At 69.4% G+C, this 13955-nt stretch carries 15 protein-coding genes; 11 read left to right on the top strand and 4 right to left on the bottom strand.

The features are described 5' to 3' along the window. The first annotated feature begins 14 nt into the window (after nucleotides 1-14). From ACM1PE_RS08110 to ccmI, 11 genes are read left to right on the top strand one after another with little or no spacing between them, the layout of a single operon-like run. On the top strand, nucleotides 15-491 hold the full coding sequence (locus ACM1PE_RS08110) for a nitrate reductase cytochrome c-type subunit (RefSeq protein WP_059379384.1): 477 nt from the start codon (nucleotides 15-17) through the stop codon (nucleotides 489-491). A 15-nt stretch (nucleotides 492-506) separates the two neighbouring features. Continuing rightward, nucleotides 507-1145, top strand: a complete 639-nt coding sequence (locus ACM1PE_RS08105; protein WP_059379383.1) for a cytochrome c3 family protein — start codon at nucleotides 507-509, stop codon at nucleotides 1143-1145. Continuing rightward, nucleotides 1132-1806: a heme ABC exporter ATP-binding protein CcmA gene (gene ccmA / locus ACM1PE_RS08100; RefSeq protein WP_419342943.1), complete on the top strand. Its 675-nt coding sequence runs from the start codon at nucleotides 1132-1134 to the stop codon at nucleotides 1804-1806. Before ACM1PE_RS08105 ends, ccmA begins: the two co-directional genes overlap by 14 nt. Further along, on the top strand, nucleotides 1772-2437 hold the full coding sequence (gene ccmB, locus ACM1PE_RS08095; RefSeq protein ID WP_419343821.1) for a heme exporter protein CcmB: 666 nt from the start codon (nucleotides 1772-1774) through the stop codon (nucleotides 2435-2437). The genes ccmA and ccmB overlap by 35 nt, the downstream gene beginning before the upstream one ends. Before the next feature lie 7 nt (nucleotides 2438-2444). Beyond that, nucleotides 2445-3233, top strand: a complete 789-nt coding sequence (ccmC, locus tag ACM1PE_RS08090; protein WP_118933960.1) for a heme ABC transporter permease CcmC — start codon at nucleotides 2445-2447, stop codon at nucleotides 3231-3233. Beyond that, nucleotides 3230-3397 carry a heme exporter protein CcmD gene (ccmD, locus tag ACM1PE_RS08085; RefSeq protein ID WP_118933961.1) on the top strand — a complete coding sequence of 56 codons (168 nt, stop codon included), beginning with the start codon at nucleotides 3230-3232 and terminating at the stop codon, nucleotides 3395-3397. The genes ccmC and ccmD overlap by 4 nt, the downstream gene beginning before the upstream one ends. Next, entirely contained in the window at nucleotides 3394-3849 is a 456-nt protein-coding gene (ccmE, locus tag ACM1PE_RS08080) for a cytochrome c maturation protein CcmE (protein WP_059379380.1), read from the top strand. The genes ccmD and ccmE overlap by 4 nt, the downstream gene beginning before the upstream one ends. After that, nucleotides 3846-5852: a heme lyase CcmF/NrfE family subunit gene (locus ACM1PE_RS08075; protein WP_419342942.1), complete on the top strand. Its 2007-nt coding sequence runs from the start codon at nucleotides 3846-3848 to the stop codon at nucleotides 5850-5852. The genes ccmE and ACM1PE_RS08075 overlap by 4 nt, the downstream gene beginning before the upstream one ends. Beyond that, complete coding sequence (locus ACM1PE_RS08070; RefSeq protein ID WP_059379378.1) at nucleotides 5852-6373, top strand: DsbE family thiol:disulfide interchange protein; 522 nt, start codon at nucleotides 5852-5854, stop codon at nucleotides 6371-6373. The genes ACM1PE_RS08075 and ACM1PE_RS08070 overlap by 1 nt, the downstream gene beginning before the upstream one ends. Continuing rightward, the gene (locus ACM1PE_RS08065; protein ID WP_118933963.1) at nucleotides 6370-6864 is read left to right on the top strand and encodes a cytochrome c-type biogenesis protein; all 495 of its coding nucleotides are present in this window, start codon (nucleotides 6370-6372) and stop codon (nucleotides 6862-6864) included. Before ACM1PE_RS08070 ends, ACM1PE_RS08065 begins: the two co-directional genes overlap by 4 nt. Then, nucleotides 6861-8156, top strand: a complete 1296-nt coding sequence (ccmI, locus tag ACM1PE_RS08060) for a c-type cytochrome biogenesis protein CcmI (protein WP_419342941.1) — start codon at nucleotides 6861-6863, stop codon at nucleotides 8154-8156. The genes ACM1PE_RS08065 and ccmI overlap by 4 nt, the downstream gene beginning before the upstream one ends. A gap of 27 nt (nucleotides 8157-8183) precedes the next feature. On the opposite strand, the gene ACM1PE_RS08055 is transcribed toward ccmI, so the two are convergent. The 4 genes from ACM1PE_RS08055 to ACM1PE_RS08040 form a co-directional block, all read right to left on the bottom strand. After that, the gene (locus ACM1PE_RS08055; protein ID WP_419342940.1) at nucleotides 8184-11384 is read right to left on the bottom strand and encodes a tetrathionate reductase subunit A; all 3201 of its coding nucleotides are present in this window, start codon (nucleotides 11382-11384) and stop codon (nucleotides 8184-8186) included. Nucleotides 11385-11445: 61 nt separating this feature from the next. After that, nucleotides 11446-12480: an NrfD/PsrC family molybdoenzyme membrane anchor subunit gene (gene nrfD / locus ACM1PE_RS08050; RefSeq protein WP_059379390.1), complete on the bottom strand. Its 1035-nt coding sequence runs from the start codon at nucleotides 12478-12480 to the stop codon at nucleotides 11446-11448. 19 nt (nucleotides 12481-12499) lie between these two features. Further along, complete coding sequence (gene dsrO, locus ACM1PE_RS08045; protein ID WP_059379375.1) at nucleotides 12500-13270, bottom strand: sulfate reduction electron transfer complex DsrMKJOP subunit DsrO; 771 nt, start codon at nucleotides 13268-13270, stop codon at nucleotides 12500-12502. Nucleotides 13271-13397: 127 nt separating this feature from the next. Beyond that, the gene (locus tag ACM1PE_RS08040; RefSeq protein ID WP_419342938.1) at nucleotides 13398-13928 is read right to left on the bottom strand and encodes a DNA-deoxyinosine glycosylase; all 531 of its coding nucleotides are present in this window, start codon (nucleotides 13926-13928) and stop codon (nucleotides 13398-13400) included. Between the last annotated feature and the right edge of the window lie 27 nt (nucleotides 13929-13955).

Below are 13955 nucleotides of genomic sequence, written 5' to 3'. Positions count from 1 at the left end.
AACCGGAGACAGCCATGAACCTACGCGCCCTTACTCTCGCGACATGCGTCATCCTTGGTTCGGCCGCCTGGGCGGCGCCGCCGCTGGAGGTCGAAGACCCCATGCGCGGCCCCACCCCCGTCGCGCAGGAAACCGACCCGCCGCTCATCAGCCCGGTCGAAAATAAGGACATCCGGCGCATGCGCACGTATTCGATGCAGCCGCCCACCATTCCGCACAAGATCGACGGCTACCAGGTCGACAAGGACTTCAACCGCTGCCTGGCCTGTCACGCGCGCGTGAACACCGAGGAGACCCAGGCCCCGCCCCTGAGCGTGACCCACTACATGGACCGCGACAGCAACGTGCTGGCGGAAGTCTCGCCGCGCCGCTACTTCTGTGTGCAGTGCCACGTGCCGCAGACCGAGGCCAAGCCGCTGGTGTCCAATACCTACCAGGACATCGATGTGATCCTCAAGCGCCTGACCGCCCCGGCGCCCGCCAAGAAGTAAGCGACGGAGGCAGCCATGCTCGGACTCATCAAGCGCTACTGGAACATCATCCGACGGCCCAGCGTGCATTTCAGCCTGGGCTTCCTGACGGTCGGCGGATTCATCGGCGGCATCCTGTTCTGGGGCGCCTTCAACACCGCCATGGAACTCACCAACACCGAGAAGTTCTGCACCGGCTGCCACGAGATGCGCGACAACGTGTACGCCGAGTTGAAGGGCACCATCCACTTCACCAACCGTTCCGGCGTGCGGGCGCTGTGCTCGGACTGCCACGTGCCGCACAACTGGACCGACAAGATCGCGCGCAAGATGCAGGCGTCCAAGGAGGTCTGGGGCAAGATCTTCGGCACCATCGACACGCGCGAAAAGTTCGTGGAAAAGCGCCTGGAGCTGGCCCAGCACGAATGGGCGCGCTTCAAGGCCAATGACTCGCTGGAATGCCGCAACTGCCACAACTACGAATACATGGACTTCACGCGCCAGAGTCCGCGCGCGCAGAACATGCATTCGACCTATCTGGCGGACAAGAGCAAGACCTGCATCGACTGCCACAAGGGCATCGCCCACAAGCTGCCCAACATGGGGCCGGGCCCGACCTCCATGGCGCCGGCGCCGGCAGGTCCGGCGAAGGAAGTGGCGCATGCGGCCCGCTGACGCGCCGCCGCCCATGCTTTGCGCGCGCGGCCTGGCCAGCCGCCGCGGATGTTCCGCGCCCGTGGATTTCGAGCTGCATGGCGGCCAGTTGCTGCACGTGCGCGGCGCCAACGGCAGCGGCAAGACCAGCCTGCTGCGCATGTTGGCCGGCCTGCTGCGGCCGCTGGCGGGCAGCGTGCTGTGGCGCGGCGACGATGCGCGCCGCGATGCCGCCGGCTACCGCGCCTGCATGGCCTACCTGGGACACGGCAACGGCCTGTGCGGCGAACTGAGCGCCGCCGAGAACCTGCGCTACGCCCTGCACGTCGCCGGCACGCCGCAGGCCGAAGCTCGGTTATCGGGCACCCTACGCGCATGGCGCCTGGAATCCTGTGCCGACATGCCCGCGCTGCGCCTGTCCCAGGGACAGGGCCGGCGGCTGGCGCTGGCGGCGGTCGTGCTCGGCGCCAAGCCCCTGTGGCTGCTGGATGAACCCGACGCCGGCCTGGACGCGGCCAGCCTGGAACATCTGCGCCTGGCGCTGGAAGCCCACCTCGCGGCCGGCGGCGCCGCCGTGCTCGCTTCGCACCGCGAACCCGGCACCGCCGCCACGCATACCCAAACCCTGAACATGGATGACTACGCGGATGCTGGCTACGCTGTCGCAGTTGGCATTGCGTGAAATCCGTTTGGCCTGGAGACGGCCCGCGGACACGCTGGGCGCCACCCTGTTCTTCATCGTGGCCGGCACGCTGTTCCCCCTGGCGGTCGGCCCCGACCCCGCGCTGCTGGTGGCCATCGGACCGGGCGTGCTGTGGGTCTGCGCCCTGCTCGGCATCCTGCTGACGCTGAACCGGCCTTTCGCCCAGGACTACGACAACGGCGCGCTGGAACAACTGCTGGTGTCGCCGCACCCGCTGCCGCTGCTGGTGGGCGCCAAGCTGGCGGCGCACTGGTTCAGCAGCTGCCTGCCCCTGATCCTGGCCAGCCCGGTGCTGGCGCTGCAGTTCGGCCTGTCGCCGCAGGCCATCGGCATCCTGGTCCTGTCGCTGCTGCTGGGCACGCCGACGCTGGCGCTGGTGGGCGGGCTGGGCGCGGCGCTGACGCTGGGCCTGCGCGGCGGCGCCCTGCTGCCGCTGCTGGTGCTGCCGCTGTACGTGCCGGTGCTGATCTTCGGCGCGGGCGCGGTGTCGGCCTCGCACGCGGGAATGGGCGCCGGACCGCAATTGTCATTGCTGGGCGCATGCCTGTGCCTGGCCATCCTGTTGTGCCCCTGGAGCGCCTCGGCGGCGCTGCGCGTGGCGCTGGACTGAGGACGCCATGCACAAGCACCCTGCCCTGAACGCATATCCGCCCGCCGCGGCAGCCGGCGCGGGCTGGCTGCGGTACGCCTCGCCCGCCGCGTTCTATCCGCTGGCCGGCCGCATGATTCCATGGCTGGCGCTGGGCGCCGCGCTGTTCGCGGCCGCAGGCCTGTACGTGGGGCTGGCGGTCGCGCCCACCGACAGCCAGCAGGGCGAGGTCTACCGCATCCTCTTCATCCACGTCGGGGCGGCATGGATGTCAATGTTCCTGTACCTGGTCATGGCGCTGTACGCCGCCCTGGGACTGATCTTCAACACCCGCCTGTCGTTCATGATGATGCGGGCGCTGGCCCCCACCGGCGCGTTGTTCACCTTCCTGACCCTGTGGACCGGCGCGCTGTGGGGCAAGCCGACCTGGGGCGCCTGGTGGGTCTGGGACGCCCGGCTCACCTCCGAACTGATACTGCTGTTCCTGTACCTGGGCTTCATGGCCTTGCAGGCGGCCGCTGCCGACGACGCGCAGCGGGCCGACCGCGGCGGCGCCATCCTGGTGCTGGCGGGCGTGATCAACGTGCCCATCATCTATTTCTCGGTGCGCTGGTGGAGCACGCTGCACCAGGGCGCGTCGATCAACCTCACCACCGCGCCCAGCATGGCCCACATCATGGTGACCGCAATGCTGCTGATGGTGGCGGCGTTCTGGCTCTACAGCGCGGCGGCGGCGCTGGCGCGTGTGCGCGGCATCATTGCCGAGCGCGAGCCGGGCGCGGTCCGGGCGGACAGGACGCGGCGGGAGGCGGCATGAGCTGGGACGCGCTGTTCTCCCTGCAAGGCCATAGCCCCTATCTGCTGGGCGCGTATGGCGTGACGCTGGCGCTGATCGGCCTGGAAGCGTTGGTGCTGTGGCGGCGCAGCCGCGTCCGGCGCGCGGCGCAGGCTGCCGCCCGCGTGGACGGGACGGCGCCATGAGCCCGCGCAAGCGCCGCGCGCTGGCCATCGTGGGCGGCCTGGGCCTGTTGGCCGCGGCCGCCGCGCTGGTGCTCAACGCCCTGCAATCCAACCTGGTGTTCTTCTTCAGCCCTACCCAGGTGGTGGCGCAGGAAGCGCCCGCCAACGGCAGCTTCCGCGTCGGCGGCCTGGTGGAGCAAGGCTCGCTGCGCCGCGAGGCCGACGGCCTGACCCTGCGCTTCGTGGTGACGGACACCGCGCACACCGTGCCGGTCACGTATCAGGGCCTGCTGCCCGACCTGTTCCGCGAGGGCAAGGGCGTGGTGGTGGCCGGCAAGCTGGGACCAGACGGCGTGTTCCGCGCGACCGAGGTGCTGGCCAAGCACGACGAAAACTACATGCCGCCCGAGGCCGCCGATGCGATCAAGCGCGCGGGCGCCGGGCCTAACGCCATGCGCGCGGAGGCGCAATGATTCCCGAGATCGGCCTGTTCAGCCTGATCCTGGCGCTGCTGGTGGCGCTGGCGCAGGGCGTGCTGCCGCTGGTGGGCGCCACCACCGGCTGGCAAGCGGGGTTGCGGGTGGCGCGGCCCGCCGCCATCGGCCAGTTCGGCTTGACCACCGTGGCCATAGGCTGCCTGGCCTGGGCATTCCTGGACAATGATTTTTCCGTGCTGTACGTGGCCGCCAACTCCCACGCGGACCTGCCGGCCGCCTACCGCTTCGCGGCCGTCTGGGGCGGACATGAAGGATCGCTGCTGTTGTGGCTTTACCTCTTGACCGCCTGGACCCTGGCCGTGGCGCTGTGCAGCCGCCGCCTGCCCTTGCCCTTCGTCGGCCGCGTGCTGGCGGTGATGGGCTGGATCAGCGTGGGCTTCCTGCTGTTCCTGCTGTTCCTGTCCAACCCCTTCGAACGCCTGATGCCGCCCGCCATGGCCGGCCGCGACCTAAATCCGCTGTTGCAGGATCCCGGCATGATCGTGCATCCGCCCATGCTGTACATGGGCTACGTGGGCTTTTCGGTGGCCTTCGCCTTCGCCATCGCCGCGTTGCTGTCGGGCGAGCTGGACGCCATGTGGGCGCGCTGGGTACGCCCCTGGACGCTGGCGGCCTGGACCTTCCTGACCATAGGCATCCTCCTGGGCAGCGCCTGGGCCTATTACGTGCTGGGCTGGGGCGGCTGGTGGTTTTGGGATCCGGTGGAAAACGCCTCCTTCATGCCCTGGCTGGCGGGTACCGCGCTGATCCATTCCCTCATCGTCACGGAGAGGCGCGGCGCCTTCCGCAGCTGGACCGTGCTGCTGGCGATCTGCACGTTTTCGCTCAGCATCCTGGGCACGTTCCTGGTGCGCTCGGGCGTGCTGACTTCCGTCCATGCCTTCGCCGTGGACCCGGGCCGCGGACTGTACATACTGGGATTCATGCTGGTGATCGTGGGCGGATCGCTGGCGCTCTATGCCTGGCGCGCGCCCACGGTGGGCCTGGGCGGAGGATTCTCGCTGCTGTCGCGCGAATCCCTGCTGCTATCCAACAATGTGGTGCTGACCGTGGCGGCGGGATCGGTGCTGCTGGGCACGCTCTACCCGGTGGTGCTGGACGTGCTGGAGTGGGGCAAGATCTCCATCGGTCCGCCCTATTTCGAAGCCGTATTCGTGCCGCTGATGACGCCTGCCATCTTCCTGATGGGCGTCGGTCCGGTGGCGCGCTGGAAACAGGCCGAGCTGCCCGACCTGGGCCGCCGCCTGCGCATCGCCTTCGCGGTCAGCGTGGCCACGGCCGTGCTGCTGCCACTGGCCATGCCGGGCCCGGCGCGGCTGGGCTCGCCCATGGTGATGCTGGGCCTGTGGCTGGCCGCGTGGTCGGTCGCCAGCGCCGCCGCGCACGCCTGGCAGCGTCTGACGGACGGCGACGGCAACTGGCTGCGCCGCTTGGGGCGCCAGCCGCGCTCCTGGTACGGCATGCTGCTGGCACACGCGGGCATGGGTGTCTTCATCGCCGGGGTCACGCTGGCCAATGGCTATGAGGTCAAGCAGGAGCTGCGGATGGAGCTGGGCGCCACCCAGGAAGCCGGCGGCTACGCCTTCACCTTCGCCAGCATCGCCCCGGCTGCCGGGCCGAACTACAGCGCGCAGCGCGCCGTGTTCCCGGTGACCCGCGACGGCAAGCCGGTGCTCACCCTGTATCCGGAAAAGCGCCTCTACACGGTGCAGGACATGGCGCTGAGCCAGGCCGACATCGACAGCGGCTTCACCCGCGACCTGTTCGTGGCGCTGGGCGAACCGGTGGGCGACAAGGCCTGGACGGTGCGCCTGCAGGTCAAGCCCTTCATGACCTGGATCTGGACGGGCTGCATCCTGATGGCGCTGGGCGGCCTGCTTGCGGCCGGCGACAAGCGCTACCGCCGCGCGCAGGAGCCGGCGCGCGCGCCGCAGCCCACCATGCCCGGGGCCGCGCGGCCCACGCGGGAGGGCGCCTGATGCTGCGCTACCTGGTGCCGCTGGCCGCTTTCCTGGCGATGGCCGTGTTCCTGGCGATGGGCCTGTCGCGCGATCCGCGCGCGGTGCCCTCGGCCATGATAGACAAGCCCGCCCCCGCCATCGGCCTGCCCGTGCTGCTGGACCCCGGCAGGAAACTGGAAGTGCAATCGCTGCGCGGCCAGGTCTGGCTGCTGAACGTGTGGGCGTCCTGGTGCGGGCCGTGCAAGGACGAACTGCCGGTGCTGCGCGAAGCCGCCCGGCGCCACGGCATTCCGCTGTATGGTTTGAACTACAAGGACAAGCCGGAAGAAGCCGAAGCCTGGCTGGCGCGCAACGGCAACCCCTACATCGCGTCCGCCAGCGACATCGATGGCCGCGTCGGCATCGAATATGGCGTCTACGGCGTGCCCGAGACCTTCGTGATCGACCGCGACGGCCGTATCCGCTACAAGCAGTTGGGCCTGATCACGCCGGAGATCTGGCGCGACCGCATCCAGCCCGCCATCGAGGCGCTGCAATGAAACGGCCCGCCGCCCTGCCTTGCCGCTTGTTGCGGACCGCCCTGCGCGCCTTGCTGCTGGCGCTGGCCTTGACCGCTGCCGCGCGCGCCCAGGTCCACGCCGGCGCCGCGCAGCCCTTGCCCCCTGTCCTGGAACAACGCGCCGACAAGCTGGCCCACGGACTGCGCTGCCTGGTATGCCAGAACCAGACCCTGGCCGAGTCGAACGCGCCGTTGGCCCAGGACATGCGCAAGCTGATCCGCGATCAATTGGCCGAAGGCCGCAGCGACGCGCAGATCATGCGCTTCTTCGAAGACCGCTATGGCGACTTCGTGCGCTACGACCCGCCCTTCAAACCCATCACCTGGCTGCTATGGCTGGGGCCGTTCGCGCTGCTGGCGTTGGGCTTCGTGGTGCTGGTGCGCACCTTGAAGCGCCGCGCCGGCGCGCGCGCGCCCCTGACCGCCGACGAACGCGCGCGCGCGGCGCGCTTCCTGGATACCGGCTCATGACCGCACTCTGGATCATCGTGGTGCTCCTGCTGCTGGCGACCCTGCTCTGCCTGATTCCGCCCTTGCTGCGACGCGCGCCCGCCGCACAACCCACGTCCGAGGCCAATGTGCGCGCGTTTTATCTGGCGCAGCGCGAGCAATTGCGGCGGGACATGGACAACGGCAGCCTCACTGCCGCCGCCGGCATACGCGCGGAGGAAGAGCTGCAGCGCGACCTGTTGCAGGACCTGGACTTGCGGCGCGGCCGCAGCGCGCCCTGGGCTGGACAACGCGCCGGGATCACCGCCGCCTGCCTGCTGACCGTGCTGATTCCGGTGGCGGCCGTGCTGCTGTACGGCCAATTGGGCAACCCGCGCGCGGCGGCCAGCGCCAGCGCGGGCCAACCCGCCGAACCGCATGCGGCGGACGCCGGCAATGACATGACGCTGGCCATCAATGCCCTGGCCCAGCGGCTGCGGACCGCGCCCGATGACGCCGACGGCTGGTACATGCTGGCGCGTTCGTATGAAACCCTGGGACGCTATACCGATGCGGTAGCGGCTTACCAACAGGTGCTGCGATTGGTTCCTGGCCAGCCCGCGGTACTGGCCGACCTGGCCGACGCGCTGCTATCGGCCAACCAGGGCAACCCCGACGACGCCTCCATCGCGGCGGTGGCGCAAGCCCTGGCCGCGCAGCCGGACCAACCCAAGGCCCTGGCCTTGGCCGGCATGATGGCGTTGCGCCGCGGCGACGCGGCCGAGGCGCTGGCGCATTGGGAACGGCTGCAGGCACAGTTGCCGCCGGACTCGGAAGCCGCGCGCCAGATCCAGTCCAACATCGCGCAGGCGCGCGCCATGGCGGGCGCGCCTGCCAGTACAACTGCCACAGCCTCGGCCTCCGGATCCGCCCCCATCTCGGCATCGGCTCCTCCCGCCGCTGGCGCAGCGCCTACGCCCGCAGTCACCGCTGCCCGCATCAGCGGACGCGCCAGCATCGCCGACGCGCTGCGCGGCCGGGTCCAGCCCTCCGATACCGTGTTCATCCTGGCGCGTCCCGAGGAGGGATCGCGCATGCCGCTGGCCATCCTGCGCATGCAGGTCTCGGACCTGCCGCGGGATTTCGTGCTGGACGATAGCAGCGCCATGTCGCCGGACGCGACCTTGTCGCGTGCCAGCAAGGTGCGGGTGGAGATCCGCGTCAGCAAGTCCGGCACGGCGGCCGCGCGGGCGGGCGACCTGGGCGGCGCGCTATCCGGCATCGGCGTCCACGCGAACGGACTGACGCTGGTGGCCGATACCGTCGTGCCCTGAGGCACACGATACCGGCCGCCTGCGCCCTCAGACTCGCTCGATCCGCGCCGGCAGCCCCTGGCGCACCGCCGCGCCGGACACCCAATCGATCCAGACGTTGGCATGCTCGCCGCGCGTGGCGTCGCCGAATCCCAGGTCGTTCAGGTTCACGCCCGCGGCCAGCGCCGGATCGTGCGCCATGGGCTTGCCATCCACCACGTGGGCGCGCGCGCCCAGCTCGGTGTGGCCGTAGCCGTGCTCGATACCCACCGCGCCCGGCTGGATGCCGTCGCGCAGCAGCGCCAGCCCGGTCACCGCGCCGCCCGGCGTCACGATGCGCACCGTATCGCCGTTGCGGATGCCCAGGCGTTCGCCGTCCTGCCGGTTGATCGACACCGGGTTGTGCGGATGCACCTGGCGCAGGCGGTTCACGCCGATGGACATGGAGCTCATCAGGTTGGACTTGAACGAGCTGAGCAGGAAGGGCCAGTCCTGCCGCGTGTATTGCGCGCGCATATCACTGCCGTCGGCCAGCCGCGTCGGGTACCAGGTCGGACAGCCGCTATAGCGCTCGCCCGTCATGGAATGGCGAAAGCCCGCCAGTTCCTCGCTCCAGACCTGCAGCGGCTTGGCGTAGGCGGCGCGCGTCTGGCGCGTCCCGCCCTCTTCCACCCAGGCGTCCTGCATCTTGTCGAAGCGCCCGCCGCGGCTCATCACCATGGCCACCTGGCGCCATTCGCCCGGTTTGAGCTTCTGCTGCAACAACGGACCGTAGCGGTCCACGCCGGTGAGCGCCATGTCGTCATCGCTGGCCTCCGGCACCGGCTTGCCGGCCGCGAAGGCGATGTTGGCGATGCCGCGCAGGAAGAAGTCCTCCGGCGTGTCCAGCGCGTACTTGACGCCGTCCTTGTCGGAGATGGCGCCCGCGCCGAAGCCCGGCATGCCCAGCCGCTTGGCGCAGGCGATCAGGAAGGTCTCCAGGCAGACCGGCTCGCCCGTGGCCGTGCGGGCCACGCGCGGCTGCACGGCAGGCCAGCGCACGGTGGACGCCTTGGCCACCACGTCCGCCCAGGGCGCGGAGACGCCCCAGCTTTCGTAGGTCACCGTGTCCGGCACGATGTAGTCGGCCAACGCGTTGGTCTCGTTGATGAAGGGGTTGATCGATACCGACAGCGGCAAGAGGCGCGGATCCTTCATCTTGTCGATGATGACGCTCTTCAAGCCGGCGATGCCGTAGATCGGGTTGCTCATGTGGTTGAACCAGACCTTGGCATGGTACGGATAGCCCGCCAGCGCGGACGCCAGCATTTCCGAGCTGAGCCCGCCGGTGGCCGGATACCAGGGCGCGGCGGCCGGATAGGCCGGCTGGCCGGCGGCCTTCTTGCGCTTGAACTCGCTGGACTTCTCGTACGGAAAGCGGTTACGCGACAGGCCCACGCCCTTGGGCGTGGCGCGGTTGGCGAAGCCGGCGATGTTGTAGCGCGGCCCCTGCCCGTAGGGCGGGAACGGGCCGGCGTCCAGCACCAGGCCGCCTTCGACATTGAGGTTGCCCACCAGCGTGTTCAGCATGGCGATGGCATAGGCCGTATAGAAACCCGAGCCGCTCATGGTGCCGCCGTGCGCGTCGGCCACGGCGCGCTTGCCGTAGCTGGTGAAACGCTCGGCCAGCGACGCGATCTTGGCGGCCGGCACGCCGCTCAGTTCCGCGTATTCGTCCAGCGTCTTGCGGCGCGCTTCCTCGCGCAGCAGCGACAGCGAACTGCGCACGCGCAGCGCTTGCGGCGCGCCGTCCATGCCGGGCGCGGCGACCGTGTCGTCCACGAACAGCGTGGCGGGCGCGGCCGCGGTATGCGGCGCCAGCGTGCCGTCTTCAAGGCGCACGACGTACACGTCTTCCCACTTCTCGCCGGCATCGGCCGGGCGCGGCCAGCCCAGATCGGCGCCGCGCAGGAAACTGCCCAGATGCGGATGGCCGGGTTCCGCCACCACCAGATGGGTGGCGTTGGTCCAGGCCGCCTCGCCCGCGGCCTTCATGGCCGCAGGGCCGGGCTGCGCCAGCGCGCGGGCATCGTAGCGCTCGTTATCCAGGATCCAGCGGATCAGGCCCATGGCCAGGCCCAGGTCGCCGGCCGGATTGACCGGCACCCATTCATTGCCCGATCCGGTCGACAGGCTGGACGAGGCCGGCAGCATCGGCGACACGACCACGTAGGTGAAACCAGTCTCTTCCGGCCGCACGCGGGCCTCGGCCAATTGGCGGGCCTGGCGCTGGAACGGGTTGCCGGCCTGCGCCGGGGCCGCGCCGATGAACAGGCCAAAGCGCGCATTGTCCCAGTCCGGCTTGCCGTGGGGCATGCCCTTCAGATCGCCCAGCGCCGCGCCCGCTCCCACGCGGAAGCTCTGGCCGCAATAGGAACCGTGGTTGCTGAAATTGACCGTGCCGAACGATTGCCCGGCAAAGCGCTGGATCAGCGGGGTACGGCCTTCGTTGGATGCATCGGTGAACAGGAACTGGTTGACCTTGGCGCCGTACTCGGGATTCTGCGGGTCCAGCGGCGTTTCGCGGTCGAAGATGGCGCGCAGGCCGTCCACCTGGCCTTCGCCGAACAGATCGCCGCCTTCGCAGACTTCCTGCACCAGCTGTTCGAACGAGATCGTCTGCCACTTGCCCTCGCCGCGCTTGCCCACGCGCTTGAGCGGCTGCAGCACGCGGAACGGGCTGTTCATCTGCTCCAGCATGGCCGAACCGCGCGCGCAGGACGTGGCGCGCCCTTCCAGGCCGTTGTCGCCGCCCAGTTGCGCGTAGACCTCGCGCACCGGCGCGTCCATCGCGGCCGGCCGGGTCGTGGCCAGCGGATGGTAGGGGTTGCCGGCCACGCGCAGGATGCGGTTTTCCTGTGTATCCACGCGCAGGCGCACGCCGCACTGGGTCCAGCAGCCCAGGCAGCTGGAGGGGCTGACCGTCTGGCCCGGCTGCGCGCTGAGCACGCCGGTCAGGGGATCGATGCGGAATTCCGGCGTCAGCGAATTGCCGCGCACGGCATGCGCCGTGGGCACGCCCGCCGTGCCTTGAGCCAGGCCCTTCACGGCCCGGACCACGGTCTCGCCGTAGCCCGCCGCGAACGCCGCCATGCCGCCGGCGACCACGCCGCCGCGCACCATCATCTTGCGCCGCGCCTCGTCGCGCGGTTGATCGGCGGCCTCGTCCGGCGGGGCGCCGCGCTTGTCGTCTTCGTGTTGCTTGTCCATTGCTTTCATTCCATGTTCTTTCGTCTAGGACCTGTGCACACACAGGCCCAGGCGGCGGCGCTCAGGCCGCCAGGCCGCGCGTGCGCGCCGGAAACAGCTCCAGCGCGTAGGTCACGGCGGCGATCAGCGCCACGCACAGGCCCAGCACGCCCACCATGCCCAGCAGTCCATCGCTGCCCCAGGGCATGTCGTACAGATAGAGGCCGGCGCCGTACTTCGGCACGCCCTGCACGCTCATGAAGACCACCCAGCGGAAGATCCACGCGGCCGCCAGCATGGTCAGCGCCAGCGCGGCTGAAGGCAGCGGCGCGGCCAGCGTGCGCGCCGGACGCTGCAACAGCGCGATCATGCAGAAGCCGGTCGCCACCGCACCCGCCAGGCTGACGCGCCAGATCGGAAACTCCGCGAACAGCCGCAGCGCGGCGTCGAACGAAGGGTCCATGCCCAAGAGGCCCAGCAGCGCCCAGGCGCCGGCGCCCAGCGCCATCATCACCACCGCGGTCACGCTCAGGCTGCGCAACAGTTCCACCGGCATGGCCTGCGTACCGCCGCGCAGCCAGCGGCCCACCAGGAACATGGCCCCCAACGCGCCCAGCCAGGCGGTCAACGCGAAGTTCACCGGCAGGAACACCGTGTGCCACAACGGCCGCGAACGCAGCACCATCACTTCCGCGCCGGTATAGACCAGGATGGACAGCGCCGACACCGCCAGCGCCATGCCCAGCACGCGCACCCAGCCGATGCGGCCCCACCACCAGGCGGCACAGAACAACAGCGCCAGGGTCACGAACACCGGCAGCAGCAAGGCGCCCAGCCACATCCAGGACCAGGGCGTGACATGCGCGTAGAAGTGCCAGAAGCGGCCCGGCTGGTGCAGGTCCGCCAACAGCGACACGGGCGCGGCGATGGCGCTGACCAGCAGCACCGTCACGGCCGCGGGCAGCAGGCGACGGGCAGGCGAGCCCGCGCTGCCAAAGGCCGCAAACGCGGCGGTCAGCGCGGTGGTGGCGCTGATGCCGATGAGGAAGAAGTACTGCACGGCCCACGGCAGCCAGGCGGCGTCGTAGACCGGCGTCAACAATTCAGAGATCTGCATGCTCATCCCCTTTAATGGCTCAATGGCCGCCAGCCAGCCGCACGCCGGCCTGGCCGTCGACCTGATGGACGAACGCATCGGGCAGGCCGATGTAATAGACGTGGGGATCGGTCTTCATTTCGGGCTTGAGCACCTTGATGTCTTGCTTGTGCTCGACCAGCAGCCTGGAAATCGCGCTGTCGGGATCGTTCATGTCGCCGATGACGCGCGCGCCGCCCACGCAGCTTTCCACGCAGGCCGGCAGCAGCCCCGCTTCCAGGCGGTGCTCGCAGAAGGTGCATTTGTCGGCGGTCTGCGTTTCGTGGTTGATGAAGCGGGCGTCGTAGGGACAGGCCTGCACGCAATAGGCGCAGCCCACGCAGCGCTCGTTGTCGACCAGCACGATGCCATCTTCGCGCTGGAAGGTGGCCTGCACCGGACAGACGGGCACGCAAGGCGGGTTGTCGCAGTGGTTGCACAGGCGCGGCAGCATCACCATGGAGGCGGGGCCGCCGGCGTCGGGCAGGACTTCGTATTGCAGGACGGTGGTGCGGAACTGCCCGATGGGAGGCAGGTTCTCCATGGAACAGCTGACCGTACAGGACTGGCAGCCGATGCACTTGCGCATATCCACGACCATGCCGTAGCGCTTGCCCGCCATGCCGGGGCGGCGCGGCGGCTGGCCGTTGATGCCGGCGGCCTCGGCGCGGATGGGTATGACGGTGGCCGCGGCCCCCAACCCCAATAAGCCCTTCAGGAAGCCACGTTTACCCGGGAGTGGCGGTTCCGGGGGGCTGGCGGGGGTACTCATAGTGCTTCTCCAAGCGTTAATTCTGTTACAGGAATTAACTTATCACTTGGAGTTATATAGAGACTTGATAAGTATCAAACCGGGGACGGATAAGTGTAAACCCGGAGCCGGTCTGCGGCCCAACCCGTCAATCCTCGATCTTGAGCGCCCGGCCCCAGGCAGCCAACTTGTGCTCGAACGACGCCGCCGCATGCGCCGGGCTGGTCGACGGCAGGTCCATGTATTCCAACGAGACGGCCAGCCCGGGCAGCACGTGGCGGCGGTACATCGCCGCGGCCTTGGCGCCGTTGAAGCAGACCCGGACGATGCCGGGGTGGCGTTCCAGGAATGCGGCGAAGTCGTTGGCGACCAGGGTGTCGCCACGGATATCGGCGTCCAGGCTGCCGGGACGCTCGCAGGCTTGCAGCACGTCCCACAAGGCGACGCCAGCGGCTTGCAGGGCCTGCAAGCGCTGCGCATAGTCCAGGCCGGGATCGAAGCCGAAGACGCTGGCCGCGATGGGCCAGAAGGCGTTGCGCGGATGCGCGTAATAGCGGCCCTGCCGCAACGATGCCACGCCAGGCATCGAACCCAGCACCAGCACGCGCGCGCCAGCCCCCACCACCGGGGCAAAGCCTTGGACCTGATCGTTGTTGCCGCCCGCCTGGGCCGTATTCATGCCGTCTTCCATGACCGAAGGATACGC

This window comes from Achromobacter sp. PD1 (assembly GCF_048541815.1).
GTDB lineage: Bacteria > Pseudomonadota > Gammaproteobacteria > Burkholderiales > Burkholderiaceae_B > Achromobacter > Achromobacter bronchisepticus_A.
This window is presented reverse-complemented; position numbering and strand designations above follow the sequence as displayed.

Bases quoted from the DNA above. Each gene is read 5' to 3' on its own strand.
- ccmD (WP_118933961.1), top strand. From the start codon at position 3,230: ATGAGCTGGGACGCGCTGTTCTCCCTGCAAGGCCATAGCCCCTATCTG.
- ccmI (WP_419342941.1), top strand. From the start codon at position 6,861: ATGACCGCACTCTGGATCATCGTGGTGCTCCTGCTGCTGGCGACCCTG.
- ACM1PE_RS08105 (WP_059379383.1), top strand. From the start codon at position 507: ATGCTCGGACTCATCAAGCGCTACTGGAACATCATCCGACGGCCCAGC.
- ccmC (WP_118933960.1), top strand. From the start codon at position 2,445: ATGCACAAGCACCCTGCCCTGAACGCATATCCGCCCGCCGCGGCAGCC.
- ACM1PE_RS08110 (WP_059379384.1), top strand. From the start codon at position 15: ATGAACCTACGCGCCCTTACTCTCGCGACATGCGTCATCCTTGGTTCG.
- ACM1PE_RS08040 (WP_419342938.1), bottom strand. From the start codon at position 13,928: ATGAATACGGCCCAGGCGGGCGGCAACAACGATCAGGTCCAAGGCTTT.
- ccmE (WP_059379380.1), top strand. From the start codon at position 3,394: ATGAGCCCGCGCAAGCGCCGCGCGCTGGCCATCGTGGGCGGCCTGGGC.
- ccmB (WP_419343821.1), top strand. From the start codon at position 1,772: ATGCTGGCTACGCTGTCGCAGTTGGCATTGCGTGAAATCCGTTTGGCC.
- ACM1PE_RS08075 (WP_419342942.1), top strand. From the start codon at position 3,846: ATGATTCCCGAGATCGGCCTGTTCAGCCTGATCCTGGCGCTGCTGGTG.
- ACM1PE_RS08055 (WP_419342940.1), bottom strand. From the start codon at position 11,384: ATGGACAAGCAACACGAAGACGACAAGCGCGGCGCCCCGCCGGACGAG.
- ccmA (WP_419342943.1), top strand. From the start codon at position 1,132: ATGCGGCCCGCTGACGCGCCGCCGCCCATGCTTTGCGCGCGCGGCCTG.
- ACM1PE_RS08065 (WP_118933963.1), top strand. From the start codon at position 6,370: ATGAAACGGCCCGCCGCCCTGCCTTGCCGCTTGTTGCGGACCGCCCTG.
- ACM1PE_RS08070 (WP_059379378.1), top strand. From the start codon at position 5,852: ATGCTGCGCTACCTGGTGCCGCTGGCCGCTTTCCTGGCGATGGCCGTG.
- nrfD (WP_059379390.1), bottom strand. From the start codon at position 12,480: ATGCAGATCTCTGAATTGTTGACGCCGGTCTACGACGCCGCCTGGCTG.
- dsrO (WP_059379375.1), bottom strand. From the start codon at position 13,270: ATGAGTACCCCCGCCAGCCCCCCGGAACCGCCACTCCCGGGTAAACGT.